We start from the raw sequence: 18,021 nt of genomic DNA, 5'->3' as shown, positions 1-18,021 counted from the left end.
GGTTCACAAACTCACCGTCTGCTGCCCTTCCTTCAACGCCACGGTTTTTCCTTTCCATTTCAGGGTTCCGGTCAGGCCGTCGGGCAAGGTCACGGTTCCTTTTAAACCGCCGGTCGGGGTTTTGTCGAACCGCACCGCAATTTCGCCGTACGGATGCGGCATGGCCCCTTCTGCAAATTGCAGGGTGCCTAGGTACGGCGTGATGACCACAGTTTCAAAACCGGGGGATGCCGGGTTGATGCCGCAAACCGTCGACAAAAACTCGTAGTTCGGCGATGCGCTCCAGGCGTGGCAGTCGGAGCGGGTCGGCTCGGGGTTTTCGGCAAAAGTCGTCAGGCCCATCGCCAGCATGTCGCGCCAGGGTTGCAGCAGCGGCAGAAACTGGTCAGCCAGGCCGGTTTTTTTCAGGGCCTGAAACAAATAAAATTTGAAGTAGAACGTCGCCTGGGTTAAGGAGATATCGCTCATGACCTTCTGCATTAGGGCTTTCTGCTGCGCGGCCGGAACCGCGTCGGTCAGGATGGCCCAGATGTTGGCGTGCTGGCTGAAGCTGGTTTTGTCGGGGGTATCAGCCATCAAACCGCGCCCGGCATCCCAGCAGCGTTCGTAGACGTTTCGCGCCAGCCGGATGCCCACGGCCCGGTAATGCTCGGCCTGCTGGTTTTTGCCGTAGTGGTAAAACACCTGCGAAATCCGTTGCATCGTGTACGCCTGTTGCAGCGTCAGAATGGCCGAACCACCTTTCCGCGCGCCCTTCGGAACCCCACCCATGCCTTCCTCCGGCGCTTCCCATTTCGACCAGTCGACGAAATTCCACCATTCGAGCGGGCCGTTCAAGCCGTTGGCGGCCAGTCGTTTCTCGTGCCAGTCGAGCACGCTCGTGATGCCGGGCATCATCGATTCTACAAACTTGTCGTCCTTGCGGTGCATCCAGTAGTCGTACACCATCGTGACCCAGTACAGCGAAAACGGCGGAATGACCTGAAAGTCGGCGCTCGGATAGCGGCTTTGCGTCAGGCCGTCGCTGAACCGGCTGTGGTCGTAATCCTGAATGGCTTTCCGCATCAGCCGGTCGTCGCCTGTAACGTAGAGCGAAATCAGCGCCTGAATCCGGGTGTCACCAGTGTACTGCAATTGTTCGTAATACGGACAATCATAATACGTCTCGCCCGCGCACAGCCGCGCCGTCCGCCAGCCGACCGTCCAGATATTCTTCAAACTCTCGTCGCTGCTCGAAAACCGGGCTTTTTCGGGAAAGGGGTAGCCCGTAAAGTGCCCGATCAGATCGTGGACTTCCAGCGGTTCGCCCTTGGTTTCAATGGTAATCTGCACATACCGGTACGTCCGGAACAGCAACGGCCGGAAGGTGCGTTTCTGCTTGCTGCCGTCGCCCACAAATTGATCCTCAAAACCGATCAACTGCTTGCCTTCCACCTGGTTGCGGTTGCCTTTCTGCCGCTTTTCGTCCACCATCGCTTCGGCGTAGGCCAGCGTGATGACAGCGTCTTTCCCCCGGCTGACGGTCAGTTCGGGAAAGGCGTTGGTCAGGTGGCCCTGGTCGCAGAGAATGACGGCTTTGGAGTTACGGTGAACCGTGAAGGAGTTTTTTCCCTGCAAAAAATCATCGTCCACATCGATGCCTTCCGACCGGCGGACCGTCGCCAGTCGTTGCGGTACCTCGTCCATCAGCGGAATTGTGCGCGGCACCAGGTTCCAGTTGCCGTCGGTGCCGAGGCCACGTGGTTTGGCGGGCCAGCCCACTGGTTTGGCCGCCGACCAACCGGCGTCGTCAAAACCGGGTTGTTCCCAGCCCCAGGGGTATTTGTCGCCCGCAACCCGGTCGCCCGCACCCACGACGATGTACGTCCGGAGTTTCGGAATATCGTTGATCACCGGCGAATAAGCCGGGTTCTGGTACACTTTCCAGGTGTTGTTCGTATTGACCACCTGCTCGGCATCGCCGTCGCCCTGCACGATGAATGCGAACTGATAACTCATCTGGTAAAACGGCGCGTATTCGGCCTGGTAGGTCACCACGGCCGCCAGCGTGTTTTTTCCGGCATTGAGATAAGGCGCAATGTCGACGGTTTCGTAGTTCCAGTTCTGCAAATCACTGCGTGCCGGGCCAGCAACAACGGCTTTCCCGTTGACAAACAGCCGGTAGCGGTTATCGCCCGAAACATTGATCACGAAGCGGCCGGGCTTTTGGGCCAGCTCAAAACTCTTGCGGAAATGGTAGACGCCGTACGCCCGGATCGGGGCCGTCGGGTGGCCAATCCACTGGGCCTTCCAGAAGTCGGTTTGCCAGCGGGACGCGGGTGCTACGGGCGAGGGCGTTTGGGCGAAGGAAAGGGTGGTAACCAGCAGGAGGATAGAAAGCAGGAATCGGGTCATCATCGGGCAACTAGTTGGTTTGCAAAAATGCAGGATTTACCGGTTTTCAGCAGCGGGGCCAGGCGGTTTTATTTAGCGGCTACCCGAAACGAGGGGAAGCCTGACAACGTGAGCAAGCTTGTGGTAACTGACGACACAAGCTTACTTCAATGATTACTGCGGATTATTTTTTAGCCTTACGTTTAAAAAATGGTATAGTCGAACTTTTGCTGGTCTTTTCGTACATTTGTTTCACCACAAAATCAAATTCTGGCCGAAGTGTATTTTTGTCTTTAAGACAATGTTTTATGTCTGTCCACAACCATTTTCAACAATTAGCTAATACCAGATTACAGGAAGCTGAACTTTTATACGCAAACAATTTTCTCTCGGGGCTTACTATTATGGAGGAATTGCCGTCGAAATTGCCCTGAAGGGTACCATCCTGAAGCATTTGGGAATCAAGGTTTTGCCTAAGCAGTTAGAAATACACGATCTTAGCATTTTACTTATTTTTGCTGGACTGTCCCCGATATTTCAACAAGAAAGAGCCCAAAACACACGTCTGTTAACGGCCTGGAACAATGTGACCGGTTGGAGAGTTGATCGGAGGTACGAAGCAGCCCCGGCCAATACGGTCCACATTGAAAACTTTATGAAGGACGTAAAAACCGTATTCTCATGGATAGAAAAGCATTGGTAACGATCTTAACCGAAAAACTCGACGCGCTAAACCGGGACTACCAAACCAGCACATCCACTCCGCTCGTAGAAGCATTCACTATAGTCGAGACGCTCACTGATTTTTTCAGCGGGGTGTATATTTTGGGCGTAAGCTCGCCGGGCCTGCAGCAAGGGCTGTTGCAGAAATTTGAGGTTACCGACACCATCATTGATTATCTGAGTGAACATTTGCCCTTTGAAGCCTGGAAAACAATAGATCGGGTTAGGGCCTACCCAACGGTCGAAGATCTGTTGCGCGAAGCCGCGCTGGGATTTGATTATGATTCCAGCAATTTAGTGGTCGCTAAAAATGCCGAGCTAGTTTCTTTATACTAGTTTTGCCTTCGTAAACAAAGCCCTTCGCAACAGGGTAAATTCCTTGTTATGAAGGGCTTAATTTACATTTCTGCTATCAAAATACGGACTTCCCGACACAATTTCTTAACACCCACATGCTGAGGGAAAACCGTACCTTTAGGGCTCAAAACCCACTCGTATGAAACCCTTCGGCTTTATCCTCCTGGCCGTCTTCTTCTTGCGTTCTGTTTCGTCCAATGCGCAACCGTCGCCCGCCCAACTGCTGGGCGACTGGTGGTTCTGGCCCGATTACACGCTGGAACGGAACGCCCGCAATTACCCCGGCCCGCGCCTGGATGCGCCCAAAACCCCCGCCGTCGTGGCTGCGACCGAAACCGCTCCGCTGCTGTTCTGGGGAGAAAAACCGACGGATCGCCTTCAGAACCTGCTGCCCGCCGTGGCCCGGTCCGGAAAACCGTTCTCCGTAGAACTATGGCTGCTCAATCACGTCAACGAACCGGTGGGTGCCCTGGTGGCGCTCCGCAGTCGGCAACGGCCGGAACAAGGCGGCTGGCTGATCGGCTACCACGACCGGACGATGGTGTTTTCGCTGAAACCCGACGAACTGGCGCAACTCGGAGCTACCGGCAAACAACCGGACCTGACCACCGGGGCTTCGCTGGTGCGGACGACGCAGGAACGGGGCTGGAAAAAACGCTGGAGCCACCTGGTCGGCACGTACGACGGAACCGGTTTGCAGTTGTACCTGAACGGTAAAAAGATTGGTGAGATCGCTCGGGTGGCCCAACCGGCCGCCGGAACGGATTCGCTGTACCTGGAACTGGCGGCTTACCTGGGCCGCGAACCGTATATGCAGTGGGGCGATCTGGTCAAAAACGTGCGGATTCACGAGGGGGCGCTGAGCGAACCGGCCATCGCCCGGCGGTTTGCCGACTTACAGCAGATGGTCGAAGACGGGCGTTTGTACCCGGATTTGTTTCACTTCAACGCCGGGCCGTACCTGAACAGCGCGCAGCCCGAGAGCATCCGGCTGGTCTGGGAAACGGATCGGCCAGCCTCGGCGGTGATCCGCTACGGTGACCGCCAGCCCCTGAACAACACGCTCACAGTTCCGCTGACCGAAGGGAAAACGCACAACGAAGGCAAGGTGCGCAGCTACATTCAGGAAGCGGTGTTGACCGGTCTGAAACCGGGGACGCCGTATTTCTACGAAATTGAAGCCCAATCGAAAACCGGCGAAACGATCTCGTCGGGCATTCTGACGTTCAGTACGGCGGTGAAAGAAGGGGTGGCTTTTACGTTCGGGCTAATCGGCGATACGGAAGCGCGGCCGCACGTCAACCACCGGGTAGGGCGGTTGCTCTGGGATGAGCGACCCAATTTTGTGTTGCACGTAGGCGACCTGACCGACGGGGGCGAACAGCCGTACAAGTTTGAATGGAATTACGAATTTTTTACCGGTAGCCGCCAGTTGTCGAGCCGGGTGCCGTTTTTTCCGGTGCCGGGCAACGGCGAAGGCGATCTCTATTGGTATAAACATTACAACGCCCTGCCCGAACCGAGGGCCTACTACAGTTTCCGGTACGGCGATGCCGAGTTTTTCATGCTCAACAGCAACGAGGAGAAGGAGTTTGCGCCCGGCGGTCGGCAGTACATCTGGCTGGAAGAACAACTGAAAAAATCGACGGCCCGCTGGAAATTCGTGGCCCACCACCACGCGCCGTATTCGCCGGACGAAGACGATTACGGCAATGCCTGGACGCGGTCGACGGACCTGGGCGATGCGCAAATCCGCAAGATCATTCCGTTGTACGAGAAATACGGCGTCGATCTGGTGTTTTACGGCCACCTGCACACCTACCACCGGACGTTGCCGATCCGCGAGGGGAAAGTCAATTACCAGAAAGGCATCATATATGTACAGGCGGGTGGAGCCGGGGGCAATCTGGAGGATTTTGCGCCCACCCGGGCCTGGTTTACGGCCAAAGCCTTCCGGGGCTACCATTACGGCACTGTCACGCTGGCCGACGGTCACCTGAACCTGAAAATCTACGATACGGAAGGCCGTCTGAAGGACTACCTCGATCTGAACAAAACCGACCGGGTGAAACCGTGAGCGGGGTGCCCGCTGCCGCATCAAATCCGCTCGATTAGCTCGGCGACTTTCCGGACCGGTTTGCCGGTGATGTGGTCGATGATGGCTTTGGCGTGGTCGCGGCCGTTTTCGATGAACACTTTTTCGGTGTAAATTCCGGCCATGACGGTGCCGCAGACGTACAGGCCCGGCACGTTGGTTTCGAAGGTTTCCTTGTCGTAAACCGGCACCTGGGTTTCCGGATTCAGTTCGACGCCACATTCCCGCAGCAACTCGGCGTCTGGGATGTAACCGGTCAGAATCAGCACGAAATCAGCGGGGAGTTCGGTTTCTTCGCCGGTTTGGAGGTTCGTCGTGCAGATTTTACCGGGTTCGATGCGGGTCACGCAGGTGCCAAACCAGGTGTGAATCTTACCTTCCCTGACGCGGTTTTTGACGTCGGGAATGAGCCAGTATTTTACGGTTTTCCGGAAATCGTCGGCGCGGTGAACAATCGTGACGTGGGCGTCGGCCCGGTAGAGCTCCAGCGCGGCTTCCACGGCCGAGTTCGACGCGCCCACAATCACCACGTTCGTGTACGAATACTGAAACGGCTCGTCGTAATAGTGTGTGACGTGCGGCAAATCCTCGCCCGGAATGCCGAGCGTGCGCGGTTTGTCGAAATAGCCCGTCGCCAGGATCACCTTGTGTGCCTGGTACGTCTGGCCGTTGGTCGTGAAAACCGTAAACAGGTCCTCGCATTTTCCGGCTTCCTCCTCCGAAGGCTGGTAGCGCGTAATGTGCTTGACTTCGGTGAACAGCTTGAAATTCAGGTTGAAATAGCCCGCCACTTTCCGGTAATATTGCAGGGCTTCGGTACGGTTGGCTTTCACGCCCGCAATTGGAAACGGAATGCCACCGATCTCAATGTTTTCGGCGGTCGAGAAAAACCGCATCATTTTCGGGTAACGCCGGATGGATTCGGTCAGGCTGCCTTTTTCCAGAATCAGGTGGCTCAACCCAGCTTTCGACGCTTCGATTCCGGCCGCCAGCCCGCACGGCCCCCCGCCAATGATAATGACATCGTACATAGTTTGGTGCTCGCTGAGCAATGGTGATCGTATCCTCTTACAAATAAGAATACCAAAGTTAACCAAAGAAGTTTGGTTTGGCGGTTATTTTCCCCGAAAACGCGCTCTTAAACGACCAAAAACCGGGCGGTTTTACCCGCCAATCGGGCTACCCGGTTTTTATTTCCTGTAGGTTTGGGTTAAATTTGGTGGAACCGGTCGGTTACATTCCGTCGCAAACCGGTGCTGATTATCCTCTTTTCCCGTACCGAATGGCGTCTGTTCTCATCCTTTTTGCGCATCCCGCGCTGGAAAAATCGCGAACCAATCGAATCCTGATGGGAGCCTGCCAGTCGGTGGAGTCGGTGACGGTCAACGACTTGTACGAAGAATATCCGGATTTTGACATCGACGTGGACCGCGAACAACAACTGTTGCTGGAACACGACTACATTATCCTGCACCACCCGATGTACTGGTACAGCTCGCCCGCGATGGTGAAGCAGTGGGAAGACCTGGTGCTCGAACACGGCTGGGCGTACGGGCGCGAAGGCAATGCGTTGGCAGGCAAAAAGCTGTTCAACGCCATCACCACCGGCGGTCCGCAGCGGGCGTACGAGGAAGAGGGCCACAACCGGTTTACGATCCGGCAGTTTCTGGCGCCCTTCGACCAGACGGCTTATCTGTGTAAAATGATTTACCTGCCGCCGTTTGTGGTCCACGGCACGCACCGGCTGACTGAGGAAGAAATGCACCAGTATGCCCGGCAATACAAAAGCCTGCTCCGGATGCTCACCACCGACCAACTCGACGTGGAAGACGCCCGGACGCGCCAGTATCTGAACGAAATCATCATTGAGTAACCGATCCGTATGAATCAATCTGTTCTTATTCAGGCCATTATTTACCTGGCGTCGGGCGTCGTGTTTGTCCCGATTGCCAAACGACTGGGCCTGGGCTCGGTGCTGGGCTATCTGCTGGCGGGCATTGTCATTGGCCCGGCGGTGCTGGGGCTTGTGGGCGACGAGGGCCAGGATATTATGCACTTTGCCGAGTTTGGCGTCATCATCATGCTGTTTCTGGTGGGGCTGGAACTCGAACCCGAACGGCTCTGGAAACTCCGGATGCCGGTGCTGGGGCTGGGCGGTTTGCAGGTGCTGCTTACGGCGGTGCTGACTGGCGGGTTGAGTATGCTGACGGGCCTGCCCTGGCAACCGTCGCTGGCGCTGGGAATGATTCTGGCGATGTCGTCGACGGCCATTGTGCTCCAAACGCTGAACGAAAAAGGGCTGATGAACACGGCGGCCGGGCAGAATACGTTTGCGGTGTTGCTGTTTCAGGACATTGCCGTGATCCCGATTCTGGCAATCATGCCGTTGCTGGCGACCTACCCGGTAGCGACCGAAACCGATGCCCACGCCCATCCTTCGCTGCTCGACGGCCTGCCCGGCTGGTTGCGGCCGTTTGCGGTGGTGGGGGCCGTGCTGGCGCTGGTGCTAATCGGGCGGTATGTGATGGGGCCGGTTTTCCGGATCATTGCCCGGACGGGGCTGCGGGAAGTGTTCATTGCCACGGCTTTGCTGATGGTGGCGGCTATTTCGGTGCTGATGGAAATGGTGGGTCTGAGCCCGGCGCTGGGCGCGTTCGTCGCGGGCGTGGTGCTGGCCAACAGCGAATACAAACACGAGTTGGAAAGCGACATCGACCCGTTCAAGGGCTTGTTGCTGGGGCTGTTTTTTATCTCGGTCGGGGCGGCTATTAATTTCGATCTGATTATGGAAAATCCACTGCGGGTGATCGGAATCGTGCTGGCAGTGATGGTGGCGAAGGCGCTGGTGCTGGCAGGTTTGGGCAAGTGGTTTGGGCTGCAAACGGACCAAAACCTGCTGTTTTCGCTCGGGCTGTGTCAGGTGGGCGAATTTGCGTTTGTGCTGTTTTCGTTTGCCACCCAAAACGGGATTCTGTCGCAGGAGGTGGTCGATTTGATGACGGCCGTAGTAGCGATTAGCATGGGCCTGACGCCCCTGGTTTTCCTACTGAATGAGAAAGTACTGTTGCCGCGTCTGGGCACCAAAGAGGCCGTGGAGCGCGAACAGGATGTGATTGAAGAGAAAAACGCCGTCATCGTCGCCGGTTTTGGCCGATATGGCAACATTGTCGGGCGGTTTTTGCGGGCCAACAAGATCGGCACCACGGTTTTGGACTTCGATTCCGACCGGGTCGATATTCTGCGGAAATTGGGCATGAAGGTGTACTACGGCGATGCCTCACGCTACGACTTGTTGAAATCGGCGGGGGCCGAAGAAGCCAAACTGCTGATCATTGCGCTCGATTCGCCGGAAAAAGTGCTGGAACTGGTCGAAACCGCCAAAAAGCATTTTCCGCACCTGAAGCTGCTCGTCCGGGCCGCCGACCGCGAAGACGCCTACGACCTGCTGGAGGCTGGCATCGCTCACGTTTACCGAGAAACCGTCGATAGCTCGCTCCGGATGGGCGTCGATGCGATGACGATGCTCGGTTTTCGGGCGTATCCCTCGCAGCGGGCGGCCCGCTTATTTCTGAAACACGACGAGAAGAACCTGGCCGGGCTGGTGGCCGTTCGGCACGATCGGAAACAATACATGACCAGTGCCCGCCAACGCATCCGCGAATTGGAACAACTGCTCAGTTCGGACGACAAAGACCGCTGGCTGAAAGACGTGGAGGACGGCTGGGACCCCGAAACGCTGCGTAACGAAGTCCGGCAAATGAAGCTGTAAAAAAACTTGTGTCCCGGCACTGACATCCCGGAAGTCATTCGGATTAAGCTAGAAACGAACGGTCGATTGTCGCGATCTGGTCCGTTTCGGTCATTAAACGCCTTGTCCCATGACTTACGAAGACTTTCGCCAACGCTACCAGTACGACCCGGGTAAACTTTCCTTTCCTGAACACGACGAAGATTTTGGCCGCCTGGGCGAAGGTGGTTTTGGTGCCGTTTACAAAGGGTGGGATGTCGTCGAGAATCAGTGGGTTGCCGTAAAAGTGTCGCCCGTTCGGAGCGAACAACGGGATTTGTCCCTCCAGCGGGAAGTCGAACTCGCCAACCAATTGCCCCGCCACACGAACATTGCCCGGTATGAGTTCTGCGAACGGTTTACGACCGTCTACGGCGTCGTTGACATGGCCGTGCTGAAGTATTACCGGGAAGGCAGCCTGGCCGACCTCCTGCGCAGCAAAAGCCTGACGCAGGCCGAGAAAGACGATCTGATCAGCGGCATCCTGAGCGGCCTGGCGCACCTGCACCGCCACCACATGGCGCACCGGGATTTGAAACCCCAGAACATTCTGATTACCCGGACGCCGTACGGAAAATACGTTCCGCTGATCACGGATTTCGGTTTAAGCAAAGTGGTTCGGGGGGAGGATATGGCGGCTACGGCCACGGCTTTTCTGAATTCGACCGTGGGTGGCTCCGTTTACTACATGGCCCCGGAACAACTGGCCAATAGTCGCATGCGCTTCAATGTCGATCTGTGGGCGTTCGGAGTCATTCTGTACGAACTGATGACCGGGCAAAAACCGTTCATAGGCGATAGCGGGGCCGGGTCCGAAACCGAACGTTCGCAAATCATCCAGCGCATTAACCAGGTTGAAATTCCGTCGCAGTTCAATCAGATTCCCGAACCCTATCAGGCCATGATCCGGCAGTGTCTGGTGCGGGATGTCGATCAGCGGGTTCATTCGGCCGACACGTTGCTGCTGATGTTGGCGACACAGACCGAACCCGGACTGGCTGCCCCGGTTGAGGTTTCGAACGAGATACCGACGCCCGTTGAACGTCCTTTTTATGATGAGCAACGGTCCTTCCGCGAAGGGTACGCAGCCGTCCGGCGGGGACCGCGCTGGGGGCTGGTCAACACCGCTGGTAACCTGGTGGTGCCGGTTGAATACGATTCGGTGACGGATGTGCAGGAGCGGCAGGCGCTGGTTCGGAAGCAGGGACAGGCATCCCGGATTGTGCTCAACGGTAACAGTTATCAGCTTTTGTCGCCGATTCCGGAGCGCCCGGAACCCCAGCCCGTTCCTCCTCCGCCCGTGCCGCTCCCTGGCCCGGCCCCGTTGCGGAAAGACGCCATTCTGCCGACCCCCGATTTTATAGCCACCGCCCCGACTGCTTTACGGCAGGTGTACATCATTGTTGCCGTGGGATTCGGGTTGGCGCTTTTCAGTTTCCTGTTGATGCGGCTGGTGTCGGAGGGCGCTTTTTTACCGGATGACCATTACAATTACAATTATTACGACTACGAACACCGGCGAACCTCGAATAACGTGGAGCTACTGGCACTGCTGATGCTGGGAACTGGTTTTTTGCTGGTGGCTGGCGTATGGGTTACGGCTCTTTGGAAGGTGTTTGAAAAAGCGGGTGAACCCGGTTGGGCCGCCATCGTGCCGGTCTACAATGCGCTGACGCTGCTGAAAATTGTCGGGAAACCCTGGTGGTGGCTGTTGTTGATGCTGGCTCCGTACGTGAATTTCATTTTCATGTTCTGGGTGCTCAATCTGTTGAGTAAACGGTTTGGCAAAAGCGGAAGCTTCACGGTCGGTTTGCTGTTTTTACCCTTCATTTTCTATCCGCAACTGGCCTGGGGCGAGACTCACTTTCAGCGGGCTTCCCAACCGGCGGCTGTGTAGCAAAACCGCCGACGAACAATCCGGTAGTTCGCTCAACCCGTACAACCTTTCCCATGCACACGGGAAAGGTTGTACGGGTTTGGGAGCTCCGGGGTCGGCTGAATCAGGCCGGTCAATCGCGCCACCTACCGGGACTGAATGCGCGCCCGATGCTGCTTTCCCCAGTCGCTCAGGGCTTTAATGATAGGCTGCAAGGTGTCGCTGTACGGCGTGAGTTCGTATTCGATTCGTACCGGCGTGGTAGGATACACCTTCCGGATGACGAATTCGTTGATTTCCAACTCCCGTAATTCCTTTGTAAGCAGCTTTGGCGTAATACCGCTCACTGTGCGTTGCAACTCCTTGAAACGGGTGTGCCCTTCCGCTAAGGCAATGATAATGGGCAACTTCCACTTGCCATTGAGCACATAAAGCGCATCCTGAACACCCGCCAGATGCTGGTTACATTCGGCCCGGTCGAGTAAAGTCGTTTGTTTTTTCTGAATCGTCATGAGAAGCTCAGTTACTATCCCGAAGGATACTGGTATCCTTCGGGATAGTGGTATCTTTTGCATAGTAAAGGTAGGTAATTTTGCAGCAGATACAACACAAAGCGATCGGTTGTGATCGCCCCTAACTTCTGAAAACGATGAATACCAAGATCAAACGCGTGATTATGCTCATTTTCAATGTGATTGCCATTGGAATGGTTATCATGAGCGGTATTATGAAGCTAAGTGGTGGGCCCGAAATCAAGGCCGTGCTGACCAAAGCCGGAGTCGGGCCGTATATTCCTATGCTGGGGATCATGGAAATTACATTTGCGGCTCTGTACATCTATCCGAAGACCATGAAAGTGGGTTTTTTACTGCTAACCTGTTATTTTGCCGGTGCTATTGCCGCCGAACTTTCGCACGGCGGACCTGTGACCAACGCCATCATGGTGCTGGTGCTGATCTGGATTGGCGCTTTTCTGCGAGATAAATCAATCTTTCTGCCGTCGTCGTTGCCGGGACGAGTTTGAGGGTGCCTACAGAAATACGCCCCAAAGACCAGACTATTTCCTTCATCTGGTCTTTGGGGTGTAAATAACGGTTTTATTCTTCGTCAGAATCTTCAGGGTAGGGGTGGAGCAGATCAGCGTCCCACTCATTCGGGGCTTCGCCGGCTTTGGGGGGAACTTCCGGATCAGGTTCAGCCAGAATGGCTACTTCAATGTGGTGTGCGGATTCATCCGGATCGGCCTTTGAATCGTCAGCTACGAACACCTCCGGTTCGTCATCTGCGGGTTCGGCTTCCACCCAGAGGTCGTCCGCGTCCAGCAAGCCTTGTTCTTCCAGTTGCTCATGCAAATCCTGGAAATAGGCGACCGCCACCGGGACATGGAGTCCTTCCCAGATTACCCGGTGTTCTTCAAACGCCTGCCGAAGGTCGGGATCCTGGTTCATATCCGCTTCCAGTTGCCGCTGTTCATCGGGCGGCAGGGTGCCTGCCAGAAAGGCCTCGATGCGGTCGAATTCTGCTTCAGTTAAAGTCATGGTTGTAAACAGTTGCCAGCCGTTGGGATTCACTTAAACACGGCGATTGACCAACGACTGATTTTTCTCTTTCCCCCAAAACAGCTTTTTCAGTTGCTCCGTGCATTCGTACCGCTTGGTACGGGCGGTTTGGGGGGTATAATTCATGATAACGGCAATTTCCGCCAGCGGTTTTCCCTGAATATAAAACAAATCAATGACTCGCTGGCAATTTTCGCCCATTCGTTGAAGCAAGTGATTGACGCGGTTCACATTTTCGGAAAAGGTCATCAGTTCATCTGACGAATCGTCATCCTGGGGGTCCAGGTAAACATCAAGCGCCTGCGTGCGACGGTGCCGGGCACTTTGTAACTCATTCAGCCACTTGCGCTTGCAAAATTCGAAAAGGACACTTTTTAAGCGAGCGGTGGGCGATAACTGATAGCGGCCGGATTTCAAGGCGATGTAAAATTCGGCGATTCCCTGCTGAAACGCATCCTGGGCGTGTTCCATCGTTCCTTGGTGGGTTTGCACGTAGTGGGTAAACGAACGAAACGTTTGGGCGTACAGGCAGGCGTAGGCCCGGTCGTCCCCGTTCTTTAAACCGGCGTAAAGTGACTCATCGGTCGGGAAAGCACTGCATGGATTGGTCGGCAGAAGCATAGGCGTCATTCAGACTGATTTCGGTGAAAAGGGACGTTATAAAACCGTTACCGGCAGGGAGTCGGCGAATTTGCCGTAGATGATCGGAATCTGCGTATTGTGGGACACACTCCGCACCGACTGGTACACATACCGGAAATGTTCGCCGATGGTCACCACCCCGTTGCGGTCCTTGTCGGCTGCGCCTTCGGCACCTTTCACCATGTAGAAGGTGAACGCTCCCTGTCGCAGCGAACTGTATTCGGCCGAGCTCTGGCTCGACCGCGACGACGCCATCACGATGATGTTGAGCGACGGGTCGTTCAACTGGCGATACGTCGGGTTCGATACCAGCCGGACCTTTGTTTTCCGTCTCATACTGCCCGAATAACAGGCGTCGGCCCAGACGATTTTGGTTTTGGCGGCCGACCGGCGGAACGCATTTTTCAACTCCTGATGCAGCAGTTCCTGGCCGTTATAGGTAAAAAACTTGCCATCGAGACCGTGACCGGAGAAGTAGAAGATGATCCGGTCGCCGGGCCGGGCCAGTTCGAACACCCGGAACGCCCGCAGGACGTTGACACGGGTGACCTCGTTGTTGGTCAGGGTGACGATGTGGCTAGCCGGAACCCGGCCTCCGCGTGGGCTGCGCAGAAACTGAGTAATAAGCCGGGCATCGGCGTCGGCATAGTGCAAATCATTCTGCGTCCCGACGTAGTCCGCTACGCCCAGCACCACCGCGTACGTTTGCTGAGCCCGGGCGTTGGTAATCGCTGTGAGGATCCAGGCACTCAAAAGGAACCATTTCATAGCCGTAGAAAAGTTGATAAGGGATTAGATTGGGGTCGCTGCCGGCCGCGTCGAGACGAGTTTTTTCGAAAGATTATCTGCCTGACCCGCTTCCGTTTTGGCGTCCAGGACGGCAACGCGCTTCCCGGTTTTATTGATTTCGTAGGGCTCGCCGTTCCGGACGACGTGGGCCCTGCCGCCTTCGAAATCGCTGGCTTCGTCGAACTGGCAGACAATGGCAGTTTTTCCTTCCAGGGTTAGGTAGCCCCACTTGTTTTTCTGCCGGACGGCAATGAATTTGTCGCTGGGTTCGCGAATTTCCGCGTAGACCTGCTGGTTGATGGGCTGATCCTTGGCATCGACCAGGATCCAACCCTGTTTGGTCGGTTTCTTGAACAGCGTCCGGGTGATTTTGAGGGGGGCATCATCTCCGCCCAAAACCTGGGTGATTCCTTCGACAGCCTCGATGTTCGGGGGCGGGTTTTTATCCGGGTTCGGCACCCGGATCGGCGGCTGGTTACCCGGCTTGGGGGGCTGATCCTGGTTTTTTACGGGTTGTTCCGGTTCCGTGGTAAGCGTCGGTTGGGTCCAGTGCCGGTACACGTACGTTCCGCCCATCGTCAGAATGGCGGCCATCAGCGCCACCGTCAGCAGGAGGAACAACGAGTTGGTGCCGGGATGCCCGGTTTGTTTAGGCTCTTCCGAAGCGGGTTTGGCAACGGGAGGTTTGCCCGGAACCGATCGGGGGGACGAAACCGGGTCCGGCAGCGTCCGCTTCGCGTCGACGGCCACCACGGCGACGGTTTCGTCTGGTACGGTTTCGGGCCGGGCGTACACGGGCGGGGGAACCAGGTACGCGTCGGGAATCTCCCCACTGACGGTTTCGATCTGAATCAGATACGCCGAAAAATTGTCTTTGGTGTTCCCCTGGCAGCAGTCGATCAGGGTTTGCTTTTTCTGTTCGTTGGATGCCTGTCCGCCGAGGACGTTCTCCAGAAGCTGGTCGCTGACGCGCTCCAGCACCCCGTCCGTACACAGGAAAAAATAATCGCCGGGCTGGATGTCGTTCAGAACTTGCACAGCGGCTTTGACGGGTTTGGTATTGCCCTGAATGGCCCGTTCGATGACGTTCCGTTGCGGGTGCTCGCGGGCTTCCTCCTGCGAAATGACCCCGGCTTTCAGCAGTTGATTGACCAGCGAATGATCTTCGGTGCGCCAGATAACCCGGCCATTGCGAAGGTGATACACGCGGCTGTCGCCGATGTGGGCCACGGTGGCACCGGCTTCGTGGAGGTACAGCAACGTGAGCGTCGTTGCCATGCCCTGGGCCTCCGGATGCCGGTTTAGGTAATCGTCAAACTGGGCCTGGACGTAGTCAAGCGCCGACTGAATGTAGGCGGGTGTGGGCACGTCCGGCTGATTCTGAATGAAATAGTCGTTGAAACTTTCGGTGGCAATGTGGCTGGCTATTTCACCCCGGGCTGCTCCGCCGACGCCGTCGCACACCATAAACCACGGCTGGTGGCGCGTTGCCTCCTCAGCCCCGGGAAAGATGGCATCTTCGTTGTTGCTGCGTCCACCCAGGTAGGAGTAACCCAAAGGCGGGTGAATGGATACTTTCATAACAGGGGTCGATTTTAGGTGAACGATAAAATGGTGCGGGTGTAATCCGAGCCTTCTACCTGGCGGTGTGCCTTTTGCAGCGATTCTGACATCTGGTAGGTTTTCAGAACCACCTTGGTTTCGCCGATCTGGATGGTGTCGCCGTCTTTGAGGTAAATTTGCTCGGAAGGGTGCAGGGCGGGCTCCTGGCCGTTGAGGAAGGTGCCGTTCTGGCTGTTTTTCCGGCTGCCGTCGGGCTGGCGGGCACCGTCCTGAAGAACATAGTCCACCTGGCCCAATTTGTTGATTTTTACTTCAATCGTGCAGTGCGGCCGACTCATGTACCGGTCCTGGGTTTGAATCATCAGGTCCGATGGAGATTTTTGGGAAACCCGGCCGACGGTATTGAGACCTTGCTTGAGGTTGAAGGTCTGCGCCGACGTTTTTTCGTCATGAACAATCAGCCATCCCAGCACTTCGGGCAGGGTCGGTTTGGTCGCGTCTGCATTCTGAATCCAGGTTTTTTCGTTGTCCTGGAGCAGTGTCCCCTCGTCGTCCACGGGTGGTTGGGGTGCAGAAAGCGGAGGCAGAGGGTTAAGGTAGCCGCATTTCGGGCATTTGACCTCTTTGGCCTGGGTCGGGACTTTGACCCGGACCGTAAGCCGGGCCCGGCAGGCCGGATTACCGCAGGTGAGCGTGAGTTCCTGAACGTTCATGACAATTGCAACGGAAGAGAATCGGGTACGAGATACCGGATGCCGTGTGGGATCAAGCCACCCACTCGCTGACGTCGGCGTTGTTGTCGAAGTCGTGGGCTACTTCCGTATTCTCCACCGGTGAAATGCTGTCCATGGTCGGGACTTCGTAGGTGTGCTCCATCGGCGCCGTGGCCACGACTTCCCCCGTTGTCATATCGATCTGAATCGCCGTCTCAAACCGGTGGTCGCCATCCCGGTCGACCGCGCCGAGGCCGTTTTCGGCGACGACGATATCGACATACCCGTCGTTGTCGAGATCGCTCGCGTTGAATTCCTGGCCGTCGATCGTCGTCTTGACCACTTCGACCTCCTGCGTCGGGCTGTCGGTTTCCACTGGTTGGGGCGTGTCAAAAGCGTGCATGGAGGGCGCATTGAACACTTCTGCCATTGCGTATTGGCCAACTATCTCCTGAGTAGTGGGGTCGAGTTCGACCTGGGTTTCCAGGATGCCGTCGTTGTCTTTGTCGACAAACCCGTGGACCCCGTCGACGATAAGCACCTCGGCGTCGCCGTCGTGGTTGGTATCGCCCAAAATGACGTCGTGGCCCTGGTATTGCGTATGGTGTACTTCCATTTCGCCCTCGCCGGTGGTGCTGGCCGTCGTCACTCTGGCCGGGCCGGTTTGCAGATCGCTCATTTTCGGTGCTTCGAAGGTGGTCGCCAGTGGAGTCTGGTTAACGACTTCGTGGGTGTTTGGATCAAGTTCAACGCGGGTTTCCATAATGCCGTCGTTGTCTTTATCGATAGCCCCCGTCGTTCCGTCGAAGACGATCACTTCTGCATCGCCGTCGCGATCGGCATCGCCCAGCGCAACGGTGTGGCCCTGGTATTCACCGACCCGGATGTCGGCTTTGCTGGTCTCGTTGCTGGCCGTCGTGTAGGACGAGGACGACGGATCGTCGTGGTAAACGCTGGCCGTGTACTCCTCACGTTCGGACGGCGACAGCGCTTCCCATTCTTCTTTATAGTACGTGTTGTACAGATGGCCGTTCCATTCGAAGTAGCCGCCGGGGCCTACTTCCTGCCGGGCCGTTTTAAAGGCGTCTTCAAAGGACATTTCGTCGGTAACGTGCGTAGCCACCGTGGGTTCGTTCGCAGGCGTTGATTCATTGGCGGCAGAGGATTCCGGGGCGGAATTGGGGCGGGAAGCGACTTCGGGCTGCGGGGCTGCCGAGACTTTCGTACTGTCGGCGGATGCTTCGGCGGACGTGTTGGGTTTGTCGAGGCTGGAAGCGGTTTCGTCGGTCGGTTTGGCTTCGGTCTTGGGATGTTCTTGGTTCGGCTTGCCATCCTGGCTCATGCCCCAGGCCAGGGCGCTGCCACCGGCCAGTGAGACGGCTCCCCCAAGCCCGCTGTAAATCAGGCTTTTTTGTTGGCGAGTCAGTTTTTTGCCGCCTGTTTTACCGGTTTGGGTAGGCTGATCGAAAGAATTGGAAATCGGGTCCATGGTTAAAATGCATTTAGAATGTCAGATACGTTTAGCTTGGTATTTACTTCTTTAT

At 56.3% G+C, this 18,021-nt stretch carries 15 protein-coding genes; 6 read left to right on the top strand and 9 right to left on the bottom strand.

Going from position 1 to position 18,021, the window contains the following annotated elements; all coding sequences use genetic code 11:
* Nucleotides 1-3: 3 nt before the first annotated feature.
* Nucleotides 4-2,397 (bottom strand): family 78 glycoside hydrolase catalytic domain, encoded by a 2,394-nt coding sequence (locus ACO2Q8_RS04530; RefSeq protein WP_423343594.1) that lies wholly within the window; start codon nucleotides 2,395-2,397, stop codon nucleotides 4-6.
* Between the two features lie 657 nt (nucleotides 2,398-3,054).
* Here ACO2Q8_RS04530 and ACO2Q8_RS04525 point away from each other — a divergent pair.
* Together ACO2Q8_RS04525 and ACO2Q8_RS04520 are read left to right on the top strand one after the other, a co-directional pair.
* On the top strand, nucleotides 3,055-3,432 hold the full coding sequence (locus ACO2Q8_RS04525) for a hypothetical protein (RefSeq protein WP_423343593.1): 378 nt from the start codon (nucleotides 3,055-3,057) through the stop codon (nucleotides 3,430-3,432).
* A 160-nt stretch (nucleotides 3,433-3,592) separates the two neighbouring features.
* Nucleotides 3,593-5,530, top strand: a complete 1,938-nt coding sequence (locus ACO2Q8_RS04520) for a metallophosphoesterase (RefSeq protein WP_423343592.1) — start codon at nucleotides 3,593-3,595, stop codon at nucleotides 5,528-5,530.
* Nucleotides 5,531-5,550: 20 nt separating this feature from the next.
* Here ACO2Q8_RS04520 and ACO2Q8_RS04515 read toward each other — a convergent pair whose 3' ends face one another.
* Nucleotides 5,551-6,579, bottom strand: coding sequence for a YpdA family putative bacillithiol disulfide reductase (locus ACO2Q8_RS04515; RefSeq protein ID WP_423343591.1), 1,029 nt, complete (start codon nucleotides 6,577-6,579; stop codon nucleotides 5,551-5,553).
* Nucleotides 6,580-6,830: 251 nt separating this feature from the next.
* Between ACO2Q8_RS04515 and ACO2Q8_RS04510 the strand changes: the two genes are divergently transcribed.
* The 3 genes from ACO2Q8_RS04510 (at nucleotide 6,831) to ACO2Q8_RS04500 (ending at nucleotide 11,232) form a co-directional block, all read left to right on the top strand.
* Nucleotides 6,831-7,421, top strand: coding sequence for an NAD(P)H-dependent oxidoreductase (locus ACO2Q8_RS04510; protein ID WP_423343590.1), 591 nt, complete (start codon nucleotides 6,831-6,833; stop codon nucleotides 7,419-7,421).
* A 9-nt stretch (nucleotides 7,422-7,430) separates the two neighbouring features.
* Entirely contained in the window at nucleotides 7,431-9,317 is a 1,887-nt protein-coding gene (locus tag ACO2Q8_RS04505) for a monovalent cation:proton antiporter-2 (CPA2) family protein (protein ID WP_423343589.1), read from the top strand.
* Between the two features lie 109 nt (nucleotides 9,318-9,426).
* Nucleotides 9,427-11,232 (top strand): protein kinase domain-containing protein, encoded by a 1,806-nt coding sequence (locus tag ACO2Q8_RS04500; RefSeq protein ID WP_423343588.1) that lies wholly within the window; start codon nucleotides 9,427-9,429, stop codon nucleotides 11,230-11,232.
* 125 nt (nucleotides 11,233-11,357) lie between these two features.
* Here the strand turns inward: ACO2Q8_RS04500 and ACO2Q8_RS04495 are convergent, their stop codons facing one another.
* Nucleotides 11,358-11,723 carry a winged helix-turn-helix transcriptional regulator gene (locus ACO2Q8_RS04495; RefSeq protein ID WP_423343587.1) on the bottom strand — a complete coding sequence of 122 codons (366 nt, stop codon included), beginning with the start codon at nucleotides 11,721-11,723 and terminating at the stop codon, nucleotides 11,358-11,360.
* A 137-nt stretch (nucleotides 11,724-11,860) separates the two neighbouring features.
* Between ACO2Q8_RS04495 and ACO2Q8_RS04490 the strand changes: the two genes are divergently transcribed.
* Entirely contained in the window at nucleotides 11,861-12,235 is a 375-nt protein-coding gene (locus tag ACO2Q8_RS04490) for a DoxX family protein (protein ID WP_423343586.1), read from the top strand.
* A 73-nt stretch (nucleotides 12,236-12,308) separates the two neighbouring features.
* On the opposite strand, the gene ACO2Q8_RS04485 is transcribed toward ACO2Q8_RS04490, so the two are convergent.
* The 6 genes from ACO2Q8_RS04485 to ACO2Q8_RS04460 are packed head-to-tail and all read right to left on the bottom strand — an operon-like array spanning nucleotide 12,309 to nucleotide 17,966.
* On the bottom strand, nucleotides 12,309-12,749 hold the full coding sequence (locus ACO2Q8_RS04485) for a hypothetical protein (RefSeq protein ID WP_423343585.1): 441 nt from the start codon (nucleotides 12,747-12,749) through the stop codon (nucleotides 12,309-12,311).
* 33 nt (nucleotides 12,750-12,782) lie between these two features.
* A complete protein-coding gene (locus ACO2Q8_RS04480; RefSeq protein WP_423343584.1) occupies nucleotides 12,783-13,400 on the bottom strand; it encodes an RNA polymerase sigma factor in 618 nt (205 codons plus the stop codon).
* Nucleotides 13,401-13,427: 27 nt separating this feature from the next.
* Nucleotides 13,428-14,180 carry a caspase family protein gene (locus ACO2Q8_RS04475; protein ID WP_423343583.1) on the bottom strand — a complete coding sequence of 251 codons (753 nt, stop codon included), beginning with the start codon at nucleotides 14,178-14,180 and terminating at the stop codon, nucleotides 13,428-13,430.
* A gap of 24 nt (nucleotides 14,181-14,204) precedes the next feature.
* Nucleotides 14,205-15,782, bottom strand: coding sequence for a protein phosphatase 2C domain-containing protein (locus ACO2Q8_RS04470; RefSeq protein WP_423343582.1), 1,578 nt, complete (start codon nucleotides 15,780-15,782; stop codon nucleotides 14,205-14,207).
* A gap of 14 nt (nucleotides 15,783-15,796) precedes the next feature.
* Complete coding sequence (locus ACO2Q8_RS04465) at nucleotides 15,797-16,477, bottom strand: FHA domain-containing protein (RefSeq protein ID WP_423343581.1); 681 nt, start codon at nucleotides 16,475-16,477, stop codon at nucleotides 15,797-15,799.
* Nucleotides 16,478-16,529: 52 nt separating this feature from the next.
* Complete coding sequence (locus ACO2Q8_RS04460) at nucleotides 16,530-17,966, bottom strand: hypothetical protein (RefSeq protein ID WP_423343580.1); 1,437 nt, start codon at nucleotides 17,964-17,966, stop codon at nucleotides 16,530-16,532.
* Nucleotides 17,967-18,021: the final 55 nt, after the last annotated feature.

The sequence above is a fragment of the Larkinella sp. VNQ87 genome, from assembly GCF_049445795.1.
GTDB lineage: Bacteria > Bacteroidota > Bacteroidia > Cytophagales > Spirosomataceae > Larkinella.
The sequence above is the reverse complement of the archived record's forward strand: the minus strand, read 5'-3'. Positions and strand labels throughout refer to the sequence as shown.

Coding starts and splice junctions, on each gene's coding strand:
- ACO2Q8_RS04530 (WP_423343594.1), bottom strand. CDS start 2,397: ATGATGACCCGATTCCTGCTTTCTATCCTCCTGCTGGTTACCACCCTT.
- ACO2Q8_RS04525 (WP_423343593.1), top strand. CDS start 3,055: ATGGATAGAAAAGCATTGGTAACGATCTTAACCGAAAAACTCGACGCG.
- ACO2Q8_RS04520 (WP_423343592.1), top strand. CDS start 3,593: ATGAAACCCTTCGGCTTTATCCTCCTGGCCGTCTTCTTCTTGCGTTCT.
- ACO2Q8_RS04515 (WP_423343591.1), bottom strand. CDS start 6,579: ATGTACGATGTCATTATCATTGGCGGGGGGCCGTGCGGGCTGGCGGCC.
- ACO2Q8_RS04510 (WP_423343590.1), top strand. CDS start 6,831: ATGGCGTCTGTTCTCATCCTTTTTGCGCATCCCGCGCTGGAAAAATCG.
- ACO2Q8_RS04505 (WP_423343589.1), top strand. CDS start 7,431: ATGAATCAATCTGTTCTTATTCAGGCCATTATTTACCTGGCGTCGGGC.
- ACO2Q8_RS04500 (WP_423343588.1), top strand. CDS start 9,427: ATGACTTACGAAGACTTTCGCCAACGCTACCAGTACGACCCGGGTAAA.
- ACO2Q8_RS04495 (WP_423343587.1), bottom strand. CDS start 11,723: ATGACGATTCAGAAAAAACAAACGACTTTACTCGACCGGGCCGAATGT.
- ACO2Q8_RS04490 (WP_423343586.1), top strand. CDS start 11,861: ATGAATACCAAGATCAAACGCGTGATTATGCTCATTTTCAATGTGATT.
- ACO2Q8_RS04485 (WP_423343585.1), bottom strand. CDS start 12,749: ATGACTTTAACTGAAGCAGAATTCGACCGCATCGAGGCCTTTCTGGCA.
- ACO2Q8_RS04480 (WP_423343584.1), bottom strand. CDS start 13,400: ATGACGCCTATGCTTCTGCCGACCAATCCATGCAGTGCTTTCCCGACC.
- ACO2Q8_RS04475 (WP_423343583.1), bottom strand. CDS start 14,180: ATGAAATGGTTCCTTTTGAGTGCCTGGATCCTCACAGCGATTACCAAC.
- ACO2Q8_RS04470 (WP_423343582.1), bottom strand. CDS start 15,782: ATGAAAGTATCCATTCACCCGCCTTTGGGTTACTCCTACCTGGGTGGA.
- ACO2Q8_RS04465 (WP_423343581.1), bottom strand. CDS start 16,477: ATGAACGTTCAGGAACTCACGCTCACCTGCGGTAATCCGGCCTGCCGG.
- ACO2Q8_RS04460 (WP_423343580.1), bottom strand. CDS start 17,966: ATGGACCCGATTTCCAATTCTTTCGATCAGCCTACCCAAACCGGTAAA.